17 protein-coding genes are annotated in these 19,108 nt (G+C 32.0%); 7 read left to right on the plus strand and 10 right to left on the minus strand.

Annotation, left to right across the window (positions count from 1 at the left end; genetic code table 11):
• Positions 1 to 215: 215 nt before the first annotated feature.
• On the plus strand, positions 216 to 2,627 hold the full coding sequence (locus C7H52_RS09485) for an alpha-ketoacid dehydrogenase subunit alpha/beta (protein WP_106463662.1): 2,412 nt from the start codon (positions 216 to 218) through the stop codon (positions 2,625 to 2,627).
• Positions 2,628 to 2,703: 76 nt separating this feature from the next.
• Here the strand turns inward: C7H52_RS09485 and C7H52_RS09490 are convergent, their stop codons facing one another.
• The gene (locus C7H52_RS09490) at positions 2,704 to 3,540 is read right to left on the minus strand and encodes an alpha/beta fold hydrolase (RefSeq protein WP_106463663.1); all 837 of its coding nucleotides are present in this window, start codon (positions 3,538 to 3,540) and stop codon (positions 2,704 to 2,706) included.
• Positions 3,512 to 3,661, minus strand: a complete 150-nt coding sequence (locus C7H52_RS13460) for a hypothetical protein (RefSeq protein ID WP_181256229.1) — start codon at positions 3,659 to 3,661, stop codon at positions 3,512 to 3,514. The genes C7H52_RS09490 and C7H52_RS13460 overlap by 29 nt, the downstream gene beginning before the upstream one ends.
• A 159-nt stretch (positions 3,662 to 3,820) precedes the next feature.
• On the opposite strand from C7H52_RS13460, the gene C7H52_RS09495 reads away from it, so the two are divergent.
• Entirely contained in the window at positions 3,821 to 4,294 is a 474-nt protein-coding gene (locus C7H52_RS09495; RefSeq protein WP_106463664.1) for a hypothetical protein, read from the plus strand.
• 55 nt (positions 4,295 to 4,349) lie between these two features.
• On the opposite strand, the gene C7H52_RS09500 is transcribed toward C7H52_RS09495, so the two are convergent.
• The 3 genes from C7H52_RS09500 to holA form a co-directional block, all read right to left on the minus strand.
• On the minus strand, positions 4,350 to 4,604 hold the full coding sequence (locus tag C7H52_RS09500) for a DUF7218 family protein (protein WP_106463665.1): 255 nt from the start codon (positions 4,602 to 4,604) through the stop codon (positions 4,350 to 4,352).
• A 9-nt stretch (positions 4,605 to 4,613) separates the two neighbouring features.
• A complete protein-coding gene (locus C7H52_RS09505) occupies positions 4,614 to 5,174 on the minus strand; it encodes a type 1 glutamine amidotransferase domain-containing protein (RefSeq protein ID WP_106463666.1) in 561 nt (186 codons plus the stop codon).
• Positions 5,175 to 5,329: 155 nt separating this feature from the next.
• A complete protein-coding gene (gene holA / locus C7H52_RS09510; protein WP_106463667.1) occupies positions 5,330 to 6,334 on the minus strand; it encodes a DNA polymerase III subunit delta in 1,005 nt (334 codons plus the stop codon).
• A gap of 80 nt (positions 6,335 to 6,414) precedes the next feature.
• Here holA and C7H52_RS09515 point away from each other — a divergent pair, with 80 nt between their 5' ends.
• The 4 genes from C7H52_RS09515 to C7H52_RS09530 all read left to right on the plus strand — a co-directional run bounded on the left by C7H52_RS09515 (position 6,415) and on the right by C7H52_RS09530 (position 9,459).
• Positions 6,415 to 6,861 (plus strand): type I restriction enzyme HsdR N-terminal domain-containing protein, encoded by a 447-nt coding sequence (locus tag C7H52_RS09515; RefSeq protein ID WP_106463668.1) that lies wholly within the window; start codon positions 6,415 to 6,417, stop codon positions 6,859 to 6,861.
• 30 nt (positions 6,862 to 6,891) lie between these two features.
• Complete coding sequence (locus C7H52_RS09520) at positions 6,892 to 7,878, plus strand: glycosyltransferase family 2 protein (RefSeq protein ID WP_106463669.1); 987 nt, start codon at positions 6,892 to 6,894, stop codon at positions 7,876 to 7,878.
• An 83-nt stretch (positions 7,879 to 7,961) separates the two neighbouring features.
• Complete coding sequence (locus C7H52_RS09525; RefSeq protein WP_106463670.1) at positions 7,962 to 8,813, plus strand: OmpA/MotB family protein; 852 nt, start codon at positions 7,962 to 7,964, stop codon at positions 8,811 to 8,813.
• A 172-nt stretch (positions 8,814 to 8,985) separates the two neighbouring features.
• Positions 8,986 to 9,459 carry a DUF6265 family protein gene (locus tag C7H52_RS09530; RefSeq protein ID WP_146130033.1) on the plus strand — a complete coding sequence of 158 codons (474 nt, stop codon included), beginning with the start codon at positions 8,986 to 8,988 and terminating at the stop codon, positions 9,457 to 9,459.
• 10 nt (positions 9,460 to 9,469) lie between these two features.
• Here C7H52_RS09530 and C7H52_RS09535 read toward each other — a convergent pair whose 3' ends face one another.
• Both C7H52_RS09535 and C7H52_RS09540 read right to left on the minus strand, forming a co-directional pair.
• Positions 9,470 to 10,531 carry a hypothetical protein gene (locus C7H52_RS09535; protein ID WP_106463672.1) on the minus strand — a complete coding sequence of 354 codons (1,062 nt, stop codon included), beginning with the start codon at positions 10,529 to 10,531 and terminating at the stop codon, positions 9,470 to 9,472.
• Positions 10,532 to 10,571: 40 nt separating this feature from the next.
• Complete coding sequence (locus C7H52_RS09540; protein ID WP_106463673.1) at positions 10,572 to 11,192, minus strand: L-threonylcarbamoyladenylate synthase; 621 nt, start codon at positions 11,190 to 11,192, stop codon at positions 10,572 to 10,574.
• Positions 11,193 to 11,382: 190 nt separating this feature from the next.
• Here C7H52_RS09540 and C7H52_RS09545 point away from each other — a divergent pair, with 190 nt between their 5' ends.
• Entirely contained in the window at positions 11,383 to 11,832 is a 450-nt protein-coding gene (locus tag C7H52_RS09545) for a hypothetical protein (RefSeq protein ID WP_146130034.1), read from the plus strand.
• A gap of 47 nt (positions 11,833 to 11,879) precedes the next feature.
• On the opposite strand, the gene C7H52_RS09550 is transcribed toward C7H52_RS09545, so the two are convergent.
• From C7H52_RS09550 to C7H52_RS09560, 3 genes are all read right to left on the minus strand, one after another.
• On the minus strand, positions 11,880 to 14,222 hold the full coding sequence (locus C7H52_RS09550; RefSeq protein WP_106463675.1) for an ATP-dependent helicase: 2,343 nt from the start codon (positions 14,220 to 14,222) through the stop codon (positions 11,880 to 11,882).
• Positions 14,223 to 14,304: 82 nt separating this feature from the next.
• Complete coding sequence (locus tag C7H52_RS09555) at positions 14,305 to 15,873, minus strand: AsmA family protein (protein WP_106463676.1); 1,569 nt, start codon at positions 15,871 to 15,873, stop codon at positions 14,305 to 14,307.
• 121 nt (positions 15,874 to 15,994) lie between these two features.
• Complete coding sequence (locus tag C7H52_RS09560; RefSeq protein WP_106463677.1) at positions 15,995 to 19,066, minus strand: M36 family metallopeptidase; 3,072 nt, start codon at positions 19,064 to 19,066, stop codon at positions 15,995 to 15,997.
• Positions 19,067 to 19,108 lie beyond the last annotated feature (42 nt).

Consider the following 19,108-nt stretch of genomic DNA (forward strand, 5'->3'; position numbering starts at 1 on the left):
AATTCTATAAAAACTAATATTATACTTAATGTTTTTGTGATTTAAAGTACAAATCCAACTTAAACAATTCTTACCAAAATGGTTATTTTTTGCATTATTTAAAACAATATGCAGTAAATAACTCTTTTTATTGATAAATTAATAATTATTTAGGTTTTTATAACGTTGTAGTTACAAGTTTAATTTACTAAATTTGTGTACTAAACTTTTTTTAAATGCAGGCAAAAACCAAACAGAAGGACAACTTATCTTTTAACGACTTTAAAAATGAAGTTATTAACGATTATAAACTTGCTGTAACCAGTAGAGAATGTAGTCTCTTAGGACGTCGAGAAGTTTTAACAGGTAAAGCTAAGTTTGGTATTTTTGGAGACGGTAAAGAGGTTCCTCAATTAGCTTTAGCAAAAGCATTTAAAAATGGCGATTTTCGTTCTGGCTACTATCGTGATCAAACATTCATGATGGCTATTGGGCAATTAAATATTGAGCAGTTTTTTGCTGGTTTATACGCCAATACCAATTTAGAACAGGAACCTATGTCTGGTGGACGCCAAATGGGTGGACATTTTGGAACCCATAGTTTAGATGAAAATGGAAACTGGAAAAATCTGAAAAATCAGAAAAACTCGAGTGCCGATATCTCTCCTACTGCGGGACAAATGCCACGTTTATTAGGTTTAGCACAAGCTTCAAAAATATATAGAAACGTAGAAGGTATTGATACTGAAAAGTTTTCTGATAAAGGAAACGAAGTAGCATGGGGAACTATTGGAAACGCCAGTACAAGTGAAGGTTTATTTTTTGAAACCATTAACGCAGCAGGAGTATTACAAGTTCCTATGGTTATGAGTGTTTGGGATGACGATTATGGGATTTCTGTTCACGCAAGACACCAAACTACTAAAGAAAATATTTCTGAGATCCTAAGTGGCTTTCAAAGAGATGATGAAGCAAATGGATATGAAATACTAAAAGTTAAAGGTTGGGATTATCCAACGTTAGTTGAAACCTATGAAAAGGCTGGTGAGATTGCTAGAAAAGAGCATGTACCGGTTTTAATACATGTAGATGAATTAACACAACCACAAGGTCATTCGACTTCTGGTTCTCACGAGCGTTATAAAGATGAAGACCGTTTAAATTGGGAACGTGAATTTGACTGTAATGTTAAATTTCGTGAGTTTATTTTAGCCAATAGTCTGGCTACCGAAGAAGAATTAGACGCTATAGATAAAACGATTAAAAAAGAAGTTCGAGACGGGAAAAAAGCAGCTTGGTCTAACTACCTTAATCCAATTTTAGAAGAAAGAGATAACGCTGTAAAAATTCTTAAATCTGTTGCAAACGCAAGTGAAAATAAAGTATTTATCACACCTCTAGTTGATACTTTGGAAGCCCAAAAAGAACTTTTTAGAAAAGACATTCTTTCTACAGCTCGTAAAGTGCTTCGTTTTATTGTAAAAGAACAGATTGCCGAAAAACAGGAGCTTCAAGAGTGGATTAACAGTTATTTTAGTAAGATTCAACCTGAATACTCATCAGAATTATATAACGAAACCGAAACCAATGTTACTAGTGTAAAAGAAGTTTTACCAGAGTTTAATGAAGATTCTGAAATGGTAGACGGACGTGTCGTTATTAGAGAAAATTTTGACGCTATTTTTAGTAAGTATCCAGAAACTTTAGTGTTTGGAGAAGATGCAGGAAATATTGGTGATGTTAATCAAGGCTTAGAAGGCTTACAAGAAAAGTATGGCGAATTACGTGTGGCAGATGCTGGTATACGTGAAGCTACTATTTTAGGCCAAGGTATTGGTATGGCAATGCGTGGATTACGTCCAATTGCCGAAATTCAATATTTAGATTATATTTTATATGCACTACAAATTATAAGTGATGATCTGGCAACCCTACGTTATAGAACAAAAGGGAAACAAAAAGCACCTTTAATTATTAGAACCCGTGGACACAGACTGGAAGGTATTTGGCATTCAGGCTCACAAATGGGCGGAATTATTAATTTAGTGCGTGGTGTACACGTCTTAGTGCCTAGAAACATGACAAAAGCTGCTGGATTCTACAATACACTTTTACAAAGTGATGAGCCTGCAATTGTAGTGGAGTGTTTAAATGGTTACCGTTTAAAAGAAAAAATGCCTACTAATTCTGGTGACTATAAAACACCAATTGGTGTGGTAGAAACCATTAAAGAAGGAACAGATATAACAATTGTTTCTTATGGTTCTACACTAAGAATTATTGAGGAAGCTGCTAAAGAACTACAACAAGTAGGTATAGATATTGAACTTATTGATGTGCAGAGTTTATTACCTTTTGATATCAATCATGATATCGTGAAAAGTGTAGCCAAAACCAATCGATTAATAGTGATTGACGAAGATGTTTCTGGTGGTGCAAGTGCTTTTATATTAGATAAAATTCTAAATACCCAAAATGCTTATAAACATTTAGACAGTAAACCTTTAACGCTTACTGCCAAAGAACACAGACCTGCGTATGGTACAGATGGAGATTATTTCTCTAAACCAAATGTAGAAGATGTTTTTGAAGCTATTTATGCCGTGTTTCATGAAGTAAATCCTGGAGCATTTCCTAAATTGAGATAAAACATACTTATTGGATTAATAAAAAAAAACACGCTAAGGAATTAGCGTGTTTTTTTTTATTTGAATATCCTCTTTATTAACTATTCAAAAAATTTAAAAGTACTTTATTTAACTCATCGGGATGTGTAACATTTAAACCATGCGGCGCATTATCTATTTTAATATATGTTGCATTTTTAATTCCTTTTGCAGCCTGATTTGCAGAAGTTTCAATTGGTACAGTTTGATCTGCTTTACCATGGACAATTAAAGTGGGAACATTTACATTTTTTAATTCATCTCTAAAATCTGTATGCATCCATGCTTTAGCTGCTTCAATAGTAGCTTGTGGCGATGCAAAAGAAGCTATCATAAAATCATAATCTAATTGAGCCTGACTTATTCTACTTACTTTACTCAATTCATCAAAATTATAAAAGCCCTTAGAAAAATCTTTTAAAAATCCGACTCTGTCATTTTGTAAAGCGGTAATAATCCCATCTAAATCTCTTTCTGGGACACCTGAAGGATTATCGTCCTTTTGTTTAACTAGCGGAATAATACTACTTATTAATACCGCTTTATCTATTCTGGTAGAACCATATTCTGTAAAATAACGAACAACTTCTCCTCCACCCATAGAGAAACCTACAAGAACTACGTTTTTAAGATCTAACTGTATAATAATTTCATTTAAATCGCTTGTTAAAGTCGAATAATCGTAGCCTGTCCAAGCTGCAGATGAAGTTCCAAAACCTCTTCGGTCATAAGAAATACACCTATAACCAGACTCTACAATCTTCCAAACTTGTTGTTCCCAAGACTTACGACTAAGTGGCCAACCATGAATTAATATAACGGGTTGTCCTTCTCCATAATCTTCATAAAATAGATCTACTTCTTCTTTACTGTTCCTGTTGGTAATAAATGGCATGATTGTTAAAATTTAAGTATGAATGTTTTGCTTTTCTTTTAATATTAGTGTACCACTTTAAAAAAGAAACTTCATCATGCGGCTTATAATTCGTAGGTGTTTGTGTTAATTTTGCTCTCATAATCATAGTATTTTATTAACGAAATTTATAGACCGCTTAAATGTTTACTCTTTAAGCAGACCTGTAATATTTTTACTAAATTTACTTTTTTATGCTATGGAATTGTGTTAAACCATTGATAAACAAAACCTAAGAAAATCATAAAATTTAATTACGTGTATGAAAGCAGCCTCTATAGTAACCATTAGGAAAGAATTAAAACATAAATCTTCTGAAGAATTACAAAAGTTATGTTTGAGGCTAGCTGCTTATAAAGTTGAAAATAAAGAACTTCTTACTTATTTGTTATTTGAACAAGAAGATGAAAGTGCTTATGTAGAACAAGTTAAAACATTTATAGACGATGGTTTTGAAAACATTGGCACAAACAATTACTATTACATTAAAAAAAGTGTTCGAAAAATTTTAAAGCTAACCAAAAAATATATTAAATACAGCAAACAAAAAGATACTGAAGTACAGTTGTTACTTTATTTCTCTAAGAAATTAAAACAATTAAAACCAAGCATTCATAAAAGCTCTGCATTACTATCAATTTACAATCGGAATAACGAGTTTATAGCAAAAAAAATAACCGCTCTGCATGAAGATTTGCAATACGATTATACGATTCTTTTAGAAGAATTAACATAAAAAAAGCAGCCAACTTATTGCTGACTGCTTTCTTAAAAACAAACCATAAACACAACTAATTGTTTCGTAATGCGTGAATTAATTCGTTTTTAGACATTTTACTTCTACCATCAATGCCAATATCTTGAGCTTGCTGGTAAAGTTCTTTTTTTGTTCGCTCTTCGTAAGGCGAAGCCTTTCCTCCTTTTACCCCAGAATTTTCAGTATTTGCAATTCTGGCAGCTTTTTCTTTGCTGTAGCCCTTATCTCTAAGAGCTTCGTACTGGGCTTCATTTTTTATTCTTGAAGAGCTTTCTTTTTGTTTTGCCATAATAGTAAATTATGCAGTTTGCATATCATGCTTACCTTCATAAACTTCTTCTACAATTTTGCTGCAAAATGCTGGTAAATCGTTTGGGTTTCTACTAGTTACTAAACCTTCATCCACAACAACTTCACTATCTTCCCATTTTGCTCCAGCATTAACTAAATCTCTTTTAATGGATTTATATGAAGTAATTTTTCTTCCTTGTAACACATCGGCTTCTGCTAATAACCATGGCGCGTGGCATATTGCTGCTACAGGCTTCTTTGCAGTAAAAAATGATTTTGTAAATCTAATGGCCTCATCATTTACACGCAATAAATCTGGATTCATCACTCCTCCTGGTAACACTAATGCATTATAGTCAGTTTGAGAAACTTCATCTACTGTTTTATCTACTTTTAACGATGTTCCCCAATTTCCATCTTTCCAAGATTTAATATCGTCTTTTTCTAAAGAAATAATATGAACCTCTGCACCAGCTTTTTCTAAAGCATTTTTTGGCTCGAATAATTCACTTTCTTCAAATCCGTTTGTTGCTAAAATTGCTACTGTTTTCTTTTCTAAATTTTCCATTTCTTTATAGTTTTTTTTGATTTGAAACTAAATTACATTAGAAACGAAGCATTTACAAAAAAACAAATCAGTTTAACCTCACTTTAATATGAAGTGTTAAGAGAAATCTTTTATGTGTTAAATTACCTGTAAATACGTTAAAAAAATTAACGCTATTACTTCATGATTTTAACCATAAGTTCTTTTAATAAATCACCTTGAGGTGTAGCATTGGCATTAACACCTTTACTCTTTAGGTCAAATTCTCTTATGGTAGAAATGATTTGACTAACCTGACGCATCGGGTAATTTTTTGATGCCGTAATAAATTCATTTACAAAGTATGGATTTACACCAATTGCAGAAGCGACGTTTCGTGGATTTTTATCCTTTAATCCATGAAGTTTTAGAAGCTGTGTAAAGTAACTAAATAATAAAGATACCGTCACAACCATAGGATTATCTTTAGGGTTGTTTGCAAAGTAAGTAACAATTTTAAATGCTTTTAATTTATCCTTGGCACCTATAGCTTTTCTTAGCTCAAAATTATTATAATCCTTACTAATACCTATATTTTCTTCAATATGCTCTGGAGAAATTTCTGTACCTTCAGGTAATACAATTTGTAATTTTTCTAGTTCATTATTTATTTTTGCCAAATCAGTCCCTAAAAACTCTACTAACATTAGTGACGCTTTTGGAGTAATGGTGTATTTTTTTGAAGCCAATACACGACCTATCCAATCAGGAACCTGATTATCATATAGTTTTTTACCTTCAAAAATAACTCCCGCTTTTTTAATTGCCTTGTAAGATGCTTTACGTTTGTCTAGTTTTTTGTATTTATAACAAATGACTAAAACTGTGGTTAATTGCGGTTTTTTTGCATAGTCTGCCAATTGATCTATAGTTCTTGATAAATCCTGAGCCTCCTTTACAATAATAACCTGATACTCTGCCATCATTGGAAAGCGTTTAGCTTGCCCTACAATATCGTCTATGGTAACGTCACGACCGTACATAACCATCTGGTTAAAACCGCGTTCTTCTTCGCTAAGGACAGTTTGTTCGATATACTGGGAAATCTTATCGATATAATAAGGCTCCTCACCCATTAAAAAATAAATAGGTTTAATATCTCCTTGCTTAATATCGGTTACAATCTTTTTAACGTCCTCCAAAATTGATATTTTCTTTTTTGTTAAAAAATATTCGAAATAATCTATTTTCTTATAAGAATAGAGTTGATTACTTTTGCAATGTGCAATCACTACAATTTCCTCAATATACTTTTCGTTTCAAAAATAGCGAAAATAATGTCTCTATCTTTGATGAGATTCGTAAAAAGTTTGTAATTCTTCAACCTGAAGAATGGGTTAGACAACATTGTGTACAGTATTTGATCCAAGAATTAAACATTCCAAAATCACTTATTAATGTTGAAAAAGAACTAGTCATTAATGGTTTAAAAAAACGTTATGACATTATTGTGTTTTACCCAAACGGTACTATTTTTCTTATTGTGGAATGTAAAGCACCTAAGATTACAATTAATCAGACCACGTTTGACCAGATTGCACAATATAATATGGCTTTAAATGCAACTTATTTAATGATTACTAATGGACTAAACCATTATTATTGCGAAATGGATTTTAAAGAAAAAAAATATACTTTTTTAGAAGCTTTACCCAAATTAAGCTATTAATTTGCAATACATTTAAACATCTTATCTATTTTGACATTAGCTGTGGTTATATTAAACTGGAATGGTAAAGCGCTTTTAGAGCAGTTTTTACCTTCGGTAATTAATAATTCTAAAGAAGCCACTATCTATGTTGCCGATAATGCTTCTACAGACCAATCTATAGCTTACGTATCTTCAAACTTTCCAGAGGTTAAAATAATACAAAACAAAATTAATGGTGGTTATGCTAAAGGTTATAATGACGCTTTAAAGCAAGTAAATGAAGATGTGTTTTGTTTATTAAATAGCGATGTAGAAGTTACTAAAGGCTGGCTACAACCCATTATAAAGACTTTTGATAATTCTCCTGACACAGCAATAATTCAACCAAAAATTATTGATTATAAACAAAAAACACACTTTGAATATGCAGGAGCCGCAGGTGGCTTTATTGACCAGTTGGGTTTCCCGTACTGTCGTGGTCGGGTTTTTAATACCGTAGAAGCCGATCAAAATCAATACCAAACTAGCACTATATTCTGGGCTTCGGGAGCTTGTTTATTTATTAGAAAATCTGTTTTTGAAAGCCTTCAAGGTTTTGATGAACATTATTTTGCACATTTTGAAGAGATTGATTTATGCTGGAGAGCATTTAATATGGGTTACAAATCAAGTTGCGTTACACAGTCTATAGTTTACCATGTTGGTGGAGCGACACTACATGCGTCAAATCCAAAAAAAACGTATCTAAATTTTAGAAATAGCTTATTTACATTAACTAAAAATGCTTCAGGACCTATTTTTATCATTATTTTTTGCCGATTAATTTTAGATGGTATAGCTGGAATTAGATTTTTAGTAACTTTTAAATTTGCTCATTTTCTTGCAATTTTAAAAGCTCATTTTTCGTTTTATCATGCTTTACCTCATTATTTAAATTTACGAAAAACACTTCCACAGAAAAAAAAATATTACCACAGCTCATCTATTGTCTGGACTTATTTTATAAGAGGTAAAAAGCATTTTTCTCAATTTTAACATTTTAGCAAAAGTTTTGTTAAACATTGTGTTTAAGCCTTAAGTTCTTCTAATTTTGGTCTAAACAAAAACGAAAATCAATTATGAAAAAAATAATGTTATTGGGCTTTTCAGCTCTAGTACTGGCATCTTGTGTCTCTAAAAAAGAGTACGCAGCTTTAGAAGCCAAACACAAAGAAACTAAAGACTTATTAAACTCTACTACTGTAAAGTTAAACAAATGTTTAGCCGATGAAGCTGCCTTAAGTGCAAGAGGTAAAGAGCTTGAGAAGCGTTTAGCCGATTTAAAAGCAACTAACCAAGACTTAATACAAAGCACTAAGGATATGACGGTTTTAACCTCTAAAGGTGCTTCTAACTTAGAAAAATCTTTAGAAAGCTTAAAAGAGAAAGACTTAAAAATCTCTCGTTTACAAGACGCCTTAACTAAAAAGGATAGTGTGACTTTAGCTTTAGTTAGTAGTTTAAAGAAAGAAGTTGGTCTTAACGATGAGGATATTGAAATTAACGTAGAGAAAAGTGTAGTATTTATCTCATTATCGGATAAATTATTATTTAAATCTGGAAGCTACAATATTACAGATCGTGCAAAAGAAATTTTAAAGAAAGTAGCTACTGTTATTAACGGTAAGCCAAACTTTGAAGCGATGGTAGAAGGACATACAGACAACGTACCATACAAGTCTGGTGGTGTATTACAAGACAACTGGGATTTAAGTGTTAAGCGTAGTACTTCTATTGTAAGAGCTTTACAAGACTTAGGTGTTGCACCAGAGAAGCTTATTGCAGCTGGACGTAGTAGTTACGTGCCATTAGTATCTAACGATACTGCTGAAAACAGAGCTACAAACCGTAGAACTAAGATTTTAATTTTACCAAAAATTGATCAATTTTACAACATGATAGAAAATGAAATGAAAAGCCTTTCTAAATAATTAGATACTTTTTAATTTCAATTTGAAACCGCCAAAACTTTAGAGTTTTGGCGGTTTTTTTGTTATAAAATTTATGCTTTTTGATATGATACTTTTTTAAAGTAAATTCGTTAAACAACAGAACTAAAAAATGAAACCATTTAATTATAAAAAGTTCTATTTTGACAAAATCATGAAAAAAACAGCCCTTTTGATCCTTTTTCTTAGCTTATTAATATTTGCATGTAAAAACAATAATAAACAAGAATCTAAACAGATGGTTTTAGAAAAAAACTACGATTGGTTGTTAGGAAAATGGGAACGTGACAGCAACGACAGCTTGAAACAAACCTTTGAAATCTGGACTAAAACAGATGCTACTTATAATGGTCATGGATTTATTTTAGAACAAAAAGATACGGTTTGGGAAGAACAGATGACTCTTAAAGAAAAAAATGGTGTTTGGGAATTATCCGTAAAAACGCCTGGTCAAAATGATGCTGTAAGCTTTAAAGAAACGAGCTACACAGATAGCACGTTTGTTGTTGAAAATATAAAACATGATTTCCCAAAAAAAATTAAGTACTGGAAACAAAACAATATCTTAAATGCGGAAGTAAGTAGTGATGAAGCTACAATTGATTTTAAATTTAAACCCGTATTGTAAGTTATTTGCCCTATAAAAAGTTTTTCATATTCACATCCTCATAGTTTCTCTTGACAAACTCTAGGACATTGGTAACAATTTCCCCCATATTGGTACTTTTTCGAATGCCTAAATCTAAGGTGTAATTATAAATTTCTTCGCGAAGTTGCTCCATATGAGCTGGTGTAGAAATCGTGTCTTCAGACATACAATTTAAAAGCTTTTTTAAGCGTTTTTTATAACTTAACATACGTCTGGCAACAATAGAGCGCTCCTCTATCTGATATTGCTCAATAGATTCCAAGTCAATTTTTTCTTTTACCAAGTTGACCATTTTGGTGTTTTCTTTAAAAAATTGAGGACGATACACCTTTAATTTACCTTCATAACACTGCTGGTCAAAGTCTATAGCTCTAATTTTATACACAACGTGATCAAAATCATGCGTTGGGATAATTACATAATTATAAGAGCGCATATCGCCCAATAATCGTATTAAACAACGCTCGTTAAACTTGACAAACTCTTTGGCTATTTGTGTTTTTTCTGAAGGAATACAATCATCTAAATAATTTTCTATAAATACGTCTCCTGGAATCCCGGCAATGTGTTCTTCGATTAAAGTATCTTTATATACTAAAAAATTTAACTGATCTGGAGACAGCATTTGCTCTAGCTCTAATCCGTAAATCCTAGAAGCATCGGCTGTTTTTACATAAAAATAAGTGTAATTATCATTTAAGATATTCCTTATTTTTATACGAAAAGGTTTAGAATTTCCAAACGTGCAAAAATCTATTGCATCTACATTTAAATATTTTGTTATAGCTTCACTTCCATCTGAATTTAAACTAGAATAAACGCGTTTTAAACTTTGATCTATTTCTTCTCGTTCAAATTGATTGTAGAAAACTCTAATCCAAAGTGTATCGTTATCTTCTTTATCGTACACAACTATAGAACCTTCAAAACGTAATAAATCGTCGTAAAAAATTGGCAATCTAGTGTTCCTGTTATATTCAAGCAAATATTCATTTAATTTTTCTGAAACGGGATAAGTTGCCTTTTTGTGTGTTATTTTTACGTCTTTCATTAAGTGTTTTAAATTCTAAAGTGATAATTGGTTAAAATGATTAAAGAATATCTAGAGAACCTTTTCCTTCACGTAACACCTCTGGAGTTCCGTTTGAAAAATCGATTATAGTAGAGGCCTGATTGTCTCCATAGCCGCCATCTATAACAACGTCGACTAGTTTGTCCCATTTTTCGTGAATAAGTTCTGGATCTGTGGTATATTCTAAAATCGTGTCTTCATCTCGTATAGATGTGGAAACTATAGGATTTCCTAAAAGTTTTACCAGTTCTAAGATGATATTGTTATTTGGTACACGAATACCGACTTCCTTTTTCTTTTTAAATACGCTTGGTAAACTTTTTGACCCAGGTAAAATAAATGTATAAGGTCCGGGTAATGCTTTTTTAAGTATTTTAAAGGTGGAAGATTCGATTTGCTTGGTATAATCGCTAAGATTACTTAAATCATGACAAATAAAGGACCAGTTAGCTTTATCCAGCTTAACGCCTTTTACTTGAGCTAAACGCTCTAAAGCTTTACTATTGGTAATATCGCAACCCAGACCATATACGGTATCTGTTGGGTAAATTACCAAACCTCCTTTTCTAAGAACCTCAACCACTTTCTTTATTTCTTTTGGGTTAGGATTCTCTTCGTAAATTCGTATTAATTCAGCCATAACATTTTCAATTTATAGGTAAAGCCTAAGTCTCACAAAAATTTAACGTTTATTTGGACATTTACAAGATTAATAATTAAAGTTTTCTAAATTAAAGAATAAATTACTGTTAATCTACAATAGATAATAACTTATTAATTGTTCATTAGTATGAACTTAATATTTTATGTTGAATTTAAACTTTATAGATATGAAAAACTGGATAATTACATTTGCTTTATTATGTGCCTTTTCAATAAATGCACAAATTTCATTTAGGACAGGAATCGTACAAATGGATAGAGATTTAAACACTATCAATACGCAAGCTAGTTTAAATTTTGATACTTATAAATCGAATTTAAGTGTAACTTATAACACTCCTGTATCTAAAATTGACTATATGAGACAACGTTTAAATATGGTACCTGGTGAAATTTATCTAGCATTAGAAATAGGTAGAATATCTCGAACTAATATAGATAATGTGTTAACAGTATATCGCCGAGATAAAGATAACGGTTGGGGTCACATTGCTAAGGAATTAGGTATAAAACCAGGCTCTTCAGAGTTTCACCAATTAAAAAACAACGTAAGCTCTAAAAAAAACAAATCTAAAGGTAAAAGCAAAAATAAAAGTAAGGGAAAGAAAAAGAAATAATTTAATTTTATTCACATGATACATGTTATGGGTTAGTTGCGATGTAACTAACCTATAACATTTAATTTTGCAAAACGTAATAGCAATTTTTTAGTACCACCTACATCAAACTTAATTTCAGCTTTGGTATCGGTTCCTTTGCCTTCTAAGCTTAAGACCTGACCTTTTCCGAACCTTAAATGGGTTACAATATTTCCAACTACCAAATTGGTATCAAACAGTCCATCTGCTGTAGATGCATCTTGTTTTGCTGCACTTACTTTCTTTAGGTTTTTGGGTGTTGCCGCCTGATACTTCTCTGGTACCGATCGCTCGGTTTTCTTTTTAAATTGTGGCGTGACCGCTTTTTTAAACCTTATTTTATTAGGTTCTACATCCCCAAAAATGTCTGCAGATAGCATTGGATTTATACGCATTTCTTCTTTTGGTGTGATGTATTCTAGATACTGGTCATCTATTTCTTCTATAAAACGACTTGGCTCAGAATCTACCAACTTACCCCAACGGTAACGAGATAAGGCATATGTTAAATAGGCTTGTTTCTCAGCTCTTGTTAATGCTACATAAAATAATCTTCTTTCCTCTTCCAGTTCGCTTCTGGTATTCATACTCATGGCACTTGGAAATAAATCTTCTTCCAATCCCACAATGAATAAATGATTGAATTCTAGTCCTTTAGATAAGTGAATGGTCATTAATGCCACACGATCATCATCGCCTTTATCATTATCCAAATCGGTTGCTAAAGCCACATCTTCCAAAAACTCTGGTAAAGAACCTCTGGAGTCTACTACTTCTTCTTGGCCTTCTACGAAATCTTTAATACCATTTAAAAGTTCTTCAACATTTTCAAGTTTTGCAACGCCTTCAGGTGTCCCGTCTTTATTAATTTCTTTAACTAAACCAGTGACTTTTACCACATGTTCTGCCAATTCAAATGCATTAGCCGTTTCATTCATAACCTGAAACGATTCGATTAACAAACCGAAATCTCTCAATTTATTCTTTGCACCAGAATTAATGCCAATATCCACCTTATCTATATTCTGAATCACTTCAAAAATTGAACGTTTATAGCCATTTGCCGCAACCGTAAGACGATCTACCGTTGTTTGACCTATACCTCTTGCAGGGTAATTAATCACTCGTTTAAGAGCTTCTTCATCTTTAGGGTTTATAATAAGTCTTAAGTAAGAAAGAACATCTTTAATTTCCTTACGCTGATAAAACGACAGTCCGCCATATATTCTATACGGGATATCACGTTTTCGTAAGGCGTCCTCCATTGCTCGGGATTGAGAATTGGTACGATATAAAATAGCAAATTCACTGTTTTTAAGCTGCTCGTTCATTTTAGTATCCCAAATAGTACTAGCTACAAAACGACCTTCATCACCATCGGTTAGACTACGGTGTACTTTTATTTTTCCACCTTCATCATTCGCCGTCCAGACAATTTTTTCAAGTTTTGTTTTATTCTTTTCAATGACAGAATTGGCGGCATTTACAATGTTTTTAGTAGAACGGTAGTTTTGTTCTAAGCGATACTCTTTAACATCGTCATAATCTTTTTGAAAGTTTAAAATATTACTAATATTTGCACCACGAAAGGCGTAAATACTTTGAGCATCGTCTCCCACGACACATATATTCTGAAACTTATCGGCTAACGCTCTAACAATTAGGTATTGAGAGTGGTTGGTATCTTGATACTCGTCTACCAATATATATCTAAACTTATCTTGATATTTTGCTAAAACCTGCGGAAAACGCGTTAATAACTCATTGGTTCTTAATAATAAATCATCAAAATCCATAGCTCCAGCTTTAAAACAGCGGTCTACATATTCTTGATAGATTTCACCCATTTTAGGTCGCCTTGCCATAGCATCGGCTTCCATAAGTTCTGGGTTTTTAAAATAAGCCTTAACAGTAATTAAATTATTTTTATAAGAAGAAATGCGGGAATAACACTGTTTGGTTTTATAAATGTCTTTATCTAAACCCATTTCTTTTATAATAGAGCCCAAGAGTTTTTGGGAATCCTGAGTATCATAAATAGTAAAGTTACTTGGAAAACCTAAATGATGTCCTTCCACTCTAAGAATACGTGCAAAAACCGAGTGAAAAGTCCCCATCCACAAGTTTTTAGCTTCACTTTCTCCTACAATCTGGCCAATACGCTCTTTCATTTCGCGAGCTGCTTTATTGGTAAAGGTTAAGGCTAAAATATTAAACGAATCGACCCCTTTATGCATTAAATAGGCAATACGATAAGTTAACACACGAGTTTTACCAGAACCTGCGCCTGCAATAACTATCATGGGACCATTAACCTGAACGGTTGGTGCATATTGTGCTTCGTTTAACTGACTTAAATATTTTTCCAAAAGAGCTCTTTTTTATTGAGGTGTAAAAATAAGCATTACTCGTGTGTTTACTAAACGATATATTTAGAAGTTTTAAACAAGCCTATTTTTTTCCATTACCCGCCATAGCTCCTAAAAGACCTTTACGAGCATTTAACCAAATAAAATTAAACACAGATTTAGTAGGATCACGTTCCACATCCTTAACGTCAGACCATCTAAAATTATTTTTATTCTCTTTGCTATCTTTAGCTATAAATAAATTTAAAATATTAGATAAAAACTTTTTTTCTTTTTTAGTTTCTCGGTCAAGTAAGTCTACTTTAAAATTTTCATAGCGTGTTTTAAAATCTATAGCACTACGCCTTTTATCGCCGCCAATTGTAAAATAGGTTTCTTCTAAAACACCTTCTAAACCAATACTTAAGTTTGGAGTAACAAAAGGATTTAAATCTTCTGCTGGCAATGCACCAAAACCGGCTTTAAAAAGAAATCTATCATTCTTATCATTTACATTAAAAGACCAGTCAACTTTTAGCTGTGTTGATTTCATAAAGGTGGTATTTACTTTAATTTCAACAGCTTTTTCTTTAGGATAATTGTTTCCTAAATTCGCTATAGTTGCATTTAAATTTTTAAAATAAATTTCTCCAGGTTGAGCACCAACTTTAACCTTCTCAGCATAAGTAATTTTGGAATCTGATATTAAGATAGAATCTATAGCTAATTGATGTTTTATATATCTAAGTTGTTCGCTATACAGTTTTTTGTGAGTTAAGTCGTCTGCCTTTAATTTATTCCTATAAATTGTTGCATCCATTTTTTCTAATCTTATTTCTGGTATTTTTAAACTTATAGCATTAGAATCTAATCCTTTTAACACATACTTTTTTGCATTAATAGCACTAAAAGCAATTAAGAAATGATCTCGTTCTTTTGAAATATGGTTATTAAGCTCCTTTCTTGAATATTTTGTTTGGAATGTTCCATTATTCATCTGAAAAATTTTATCTGTAATTTTAAAATTTTCCACATTTAAAATTTCAAATTCACTGGTTTGAGCCATTAAAGATTCCCCTTCAATACGAAAAGATTTAAAATTAAATGGAATAGATTTTTTATTATCCTTTGCATTATAATTAATCTTATTAAAAAAAATGTTTAAGGATTTTGCAGATGTATTAATATTATGAAGTGAATCGTATTTTTTGAAAGACCCATTGGTTAAAGACAGTTGTTCTAAATAAATTTTAACAGGTTTTTTACTTTCGTCTGACTTATTTAAAGAATCAGATTTTATTTTTTTTAGTTTTGAGTTATACTGGACTACTTTAGGAGAATTCATCTTTAAATCGGTAATAGATAATTTTCTATTATAAATTAAATCCCTATAACTAACACCTTCTATTTTTATAGTTTTTAGTGTAGCCGAAAGAAGTTTAGTGCTCAAATCTGGACTGTTTAATTGCAGGCTTACACTGTCTAATTCTGCTGAAGCACTTAATAAATCAATTTCGATTTGTTTATAATCAAGTTGAATATGTAATGGAAGATTTCTTAAACCATCCTCAATTTTATGCGTGATGTATATTGAAAGACTTACGTATAAAGCAATTACAACAACCAATGAAACGGTTATGATTGATAAAGTTTTACGTATAAATTTATTCATATATTAAATATATCGAGCATCACCAAATAAAACAATAAATTATGAAATATTTATCTAGCAATTCAAAATAAAAAAAGCAGCGATAAAAATCGCTGCTTTTAATTTTATTATTGTCTAGTAATTAATACTTAACAATCTGTTTCACGCTTCTGCGTGTTTCGTCCTCTAAAATCAAAAAGTAAGTACCGACAGATAAATTACTAATATTTAAAGTTATTTTATCATTATTAACTCTTTGTAGGTTAGCACTATTAATTAAATTTCTTCCCATAACATCAACAAGATTAACTTTAGCGTCTTTTAATGAGCTTCCGCTTGTAATAGTGACATTACCATTTGTAGGATTAGGAAAAATTGCAAGTTTATCAAATTGATTATCTTCAACTGATAATGTACCACTTACCACAAAGTTATCAATGATTGCGCCTTCATCTGCATACGCTTCATCCGCTTGATACACAAATCTAAATACCATGTTTGTTTCTGCTGATCCTGAGGTATCAAAAGCAGATAATGGGTAACTAAAGGTGTGTAAAGCTCTGTTTTGTCCACCAGCAGAATGTGAACTAGGAGAAATTCCATCTCCTGTCCATTGTTTCCCTATACAATTAAAGCAATCTGTTCCATTTGGTAATCTACTACTATTGTACCAATCTGGATCTGTAGCGTCTCCAAGCACATTCCAAGTTGAACCATTATTTGTAGAGTATTCTAAAAATAAAATATCCCAATCTGGTTCAATATCAAAACCTAAATCAAACTGAACGGTTGCATTTACTAAATTTGATAAATCATAACATCTAGATAATAAATAGAACTTATTTTGATCTCCATGAATACCATCTAAATTAGTTGCATATACCGTAGAATTATTCGCTGCTGCTCCATTTAATATCATACCTGCTGCAGCACCTCTTTCCCAAGTAGCTCCATTTCCAATTTCATCATATGCCACAAGTACATCACCAGCATTTTCAAATGTATTAACCACATTATTCTGACCAATTGCATTTACATTTACTATAAATGATTTAGGTGCAGAAACTGGATTTGTTCCTGTCACAACAATCTCATGAGTCCCAGGAGTTAAATTTCCGTAGTCAAATGCGGATGCTGGAGAAACACTACAACTTGCGATATTATTAGAATAAGTTCCTGCTATTGGAGCTCCTCCATCTACAGTGTATGTATAATCGAACTGTGAAATTGAATTTGCGTCGAAATTAGCAAATAATAAATTAACTGCAGAAGAACCACAAGTATCATTTGTTATTTCTGCCAAGATACTAGACGCTGGCATGTCAAAAGCTTCTGTTCCATCCGCTCTTGATCCAGAAGTTCCTTGAATAGCAGATACTCCTAAACCTCTTCTTGCAAATACTTCCCATATTAAACATTGATCTTGTCCTCCTGTTAAAGCTACGTCTGCTGCTAAAAGCGCATCTCTAGAATCTACAAAACCAGAACCACAAGGCTGTAGTTTTAAACCATCCAGAACCAATTGCATAACTTTATTATTTCCGCCATTACCATTATATACATCAGGGTCAAAACCATATTTATCAATATATGCCCAAGTTAAATCCCATAGCATAGCACACCAAACAGAACCTACACCATGTGGAACAGACTCTACTTTAATATCGTCATAGGTATGAGGATTTACAGCCATATTTGTTGTATAATAATATGGTCTAATTCCTTGTGGCAAGTTTCTTGAGTAGTTAGCAATACTTCTGTTTGTAGTTGCAACGTCCGAAGGTTTCATAGTAATTACTAGTCCAACCCAGTCTGCCCAACCTTCACCTTGTTGTTCTTGTCCAGATAGACAACTACTATTGTTTGGTCCACCACCTAATCGGATTGATATACCATGACCGTATTCGTGAGCTACAATATTGTTATCTAAATCTCCATCTCTGTTTGGATTAGCGGTTGTCCATAAAAACATTTGCATTCTTCCATTTCCACCATCTGCAGGTGTTGAAAAATTAGCATTATTTGTTCCACTTCCATCTTGTGCTTCAACTATGGCATAGTCTCCACCAATTCCACCATTTCCATAATTATTTTCCTGAAAATTTCCTGCAGCCTCATCAAATCCATAATTATAGTAGATATCATGCATCATATTGCTTACATAAAATAAGTTTACAGTTGCTGCTGCACGATAGTTAACCGGTGCTAAATTTAAATTAATTGGAAAATTAAATGAAAGTGCAGCTCCACCATTAGGTTCATTTCCAGAACTTGAATTACTACCATTACTATCTTCATAAGCATGAACATTATTACCTCTGGTAATTGTAAATTCTGGTCCAGAAATACCGTCGGTATCATGCCACCCAAATGGAGAAGCTACAATATTTTCAGGATCTACAACTAAAGTTCTTGGGTCTGTATTTGGACTTTCAGCAGGTAATTCATAAACATTATATTCTGCACCACCTACACTTGTAGTAGACTTCGTTTTAAACAAATTAAATGTATTAGTTTCTTTAACTGGTAAAACATTATGAGTTTCATCATGCTTGTGCTCTCCTGGTCCAAAATCACAACTTATAACATAGTCACTTGATTGTAAAATTTCTCCTGTTACAGCATCTACCCTAGCATTCCAATTGTGTTGAGCATCTAAAGTATATAGACTTAAATCCCAAGATAATTTTAATTCTCCATTTACATTAGTGTAAACCAACTGGACCGGAATGTCTTTAAAAAACAAATTTGATTTATCATAAACATAAGTGTTATCTTCAGAATTTAATAATTTAGGATTTAATATCTGAGGTGTATTAAATTTTGAAGCCACAATATTTATAGCTTCCACTTGAGAAATTGATGGTGTTACAGTATTAATCTTTTCTGCAACATTAGAGACAAGAGCACTACCCACATAAAAAACCTGATTATCTTTAATAGCTATACTTGAAATAGCATTAAAAACCTCTATACCTTGATGTTTTTGACCCAAAAAAACATGTGTAATTTGTGTTTTTTTGGATAAATATTCACTATCAACATAAAAATTTTGAATATCGCTTTCTGAAAGTTTATATTTACTTTGAGATAAATATTTTTTAATTGGCTCTAAGTATTTTGAACCTTTTACTTTGCTTTGCGCTAGTGTAGAAGCGGAACAAAACAAAACCAACAACATAAAAATGAAGAATCTAGAATAGTTTTTTATCATCGTATTAACGTATTTTTTCTGCAATATAACGATAAAACCGAA

Source organism: Aurantibacter aestuarii, assembly GCF_003008425.1.
GTDB classification, from domain to species: Bacteria; Bacteroidota; Bacteroidia; order Flavobacteriales; family Flavobacteriaceae; genus Aurantibacter; species Aurantibacter aestuarii.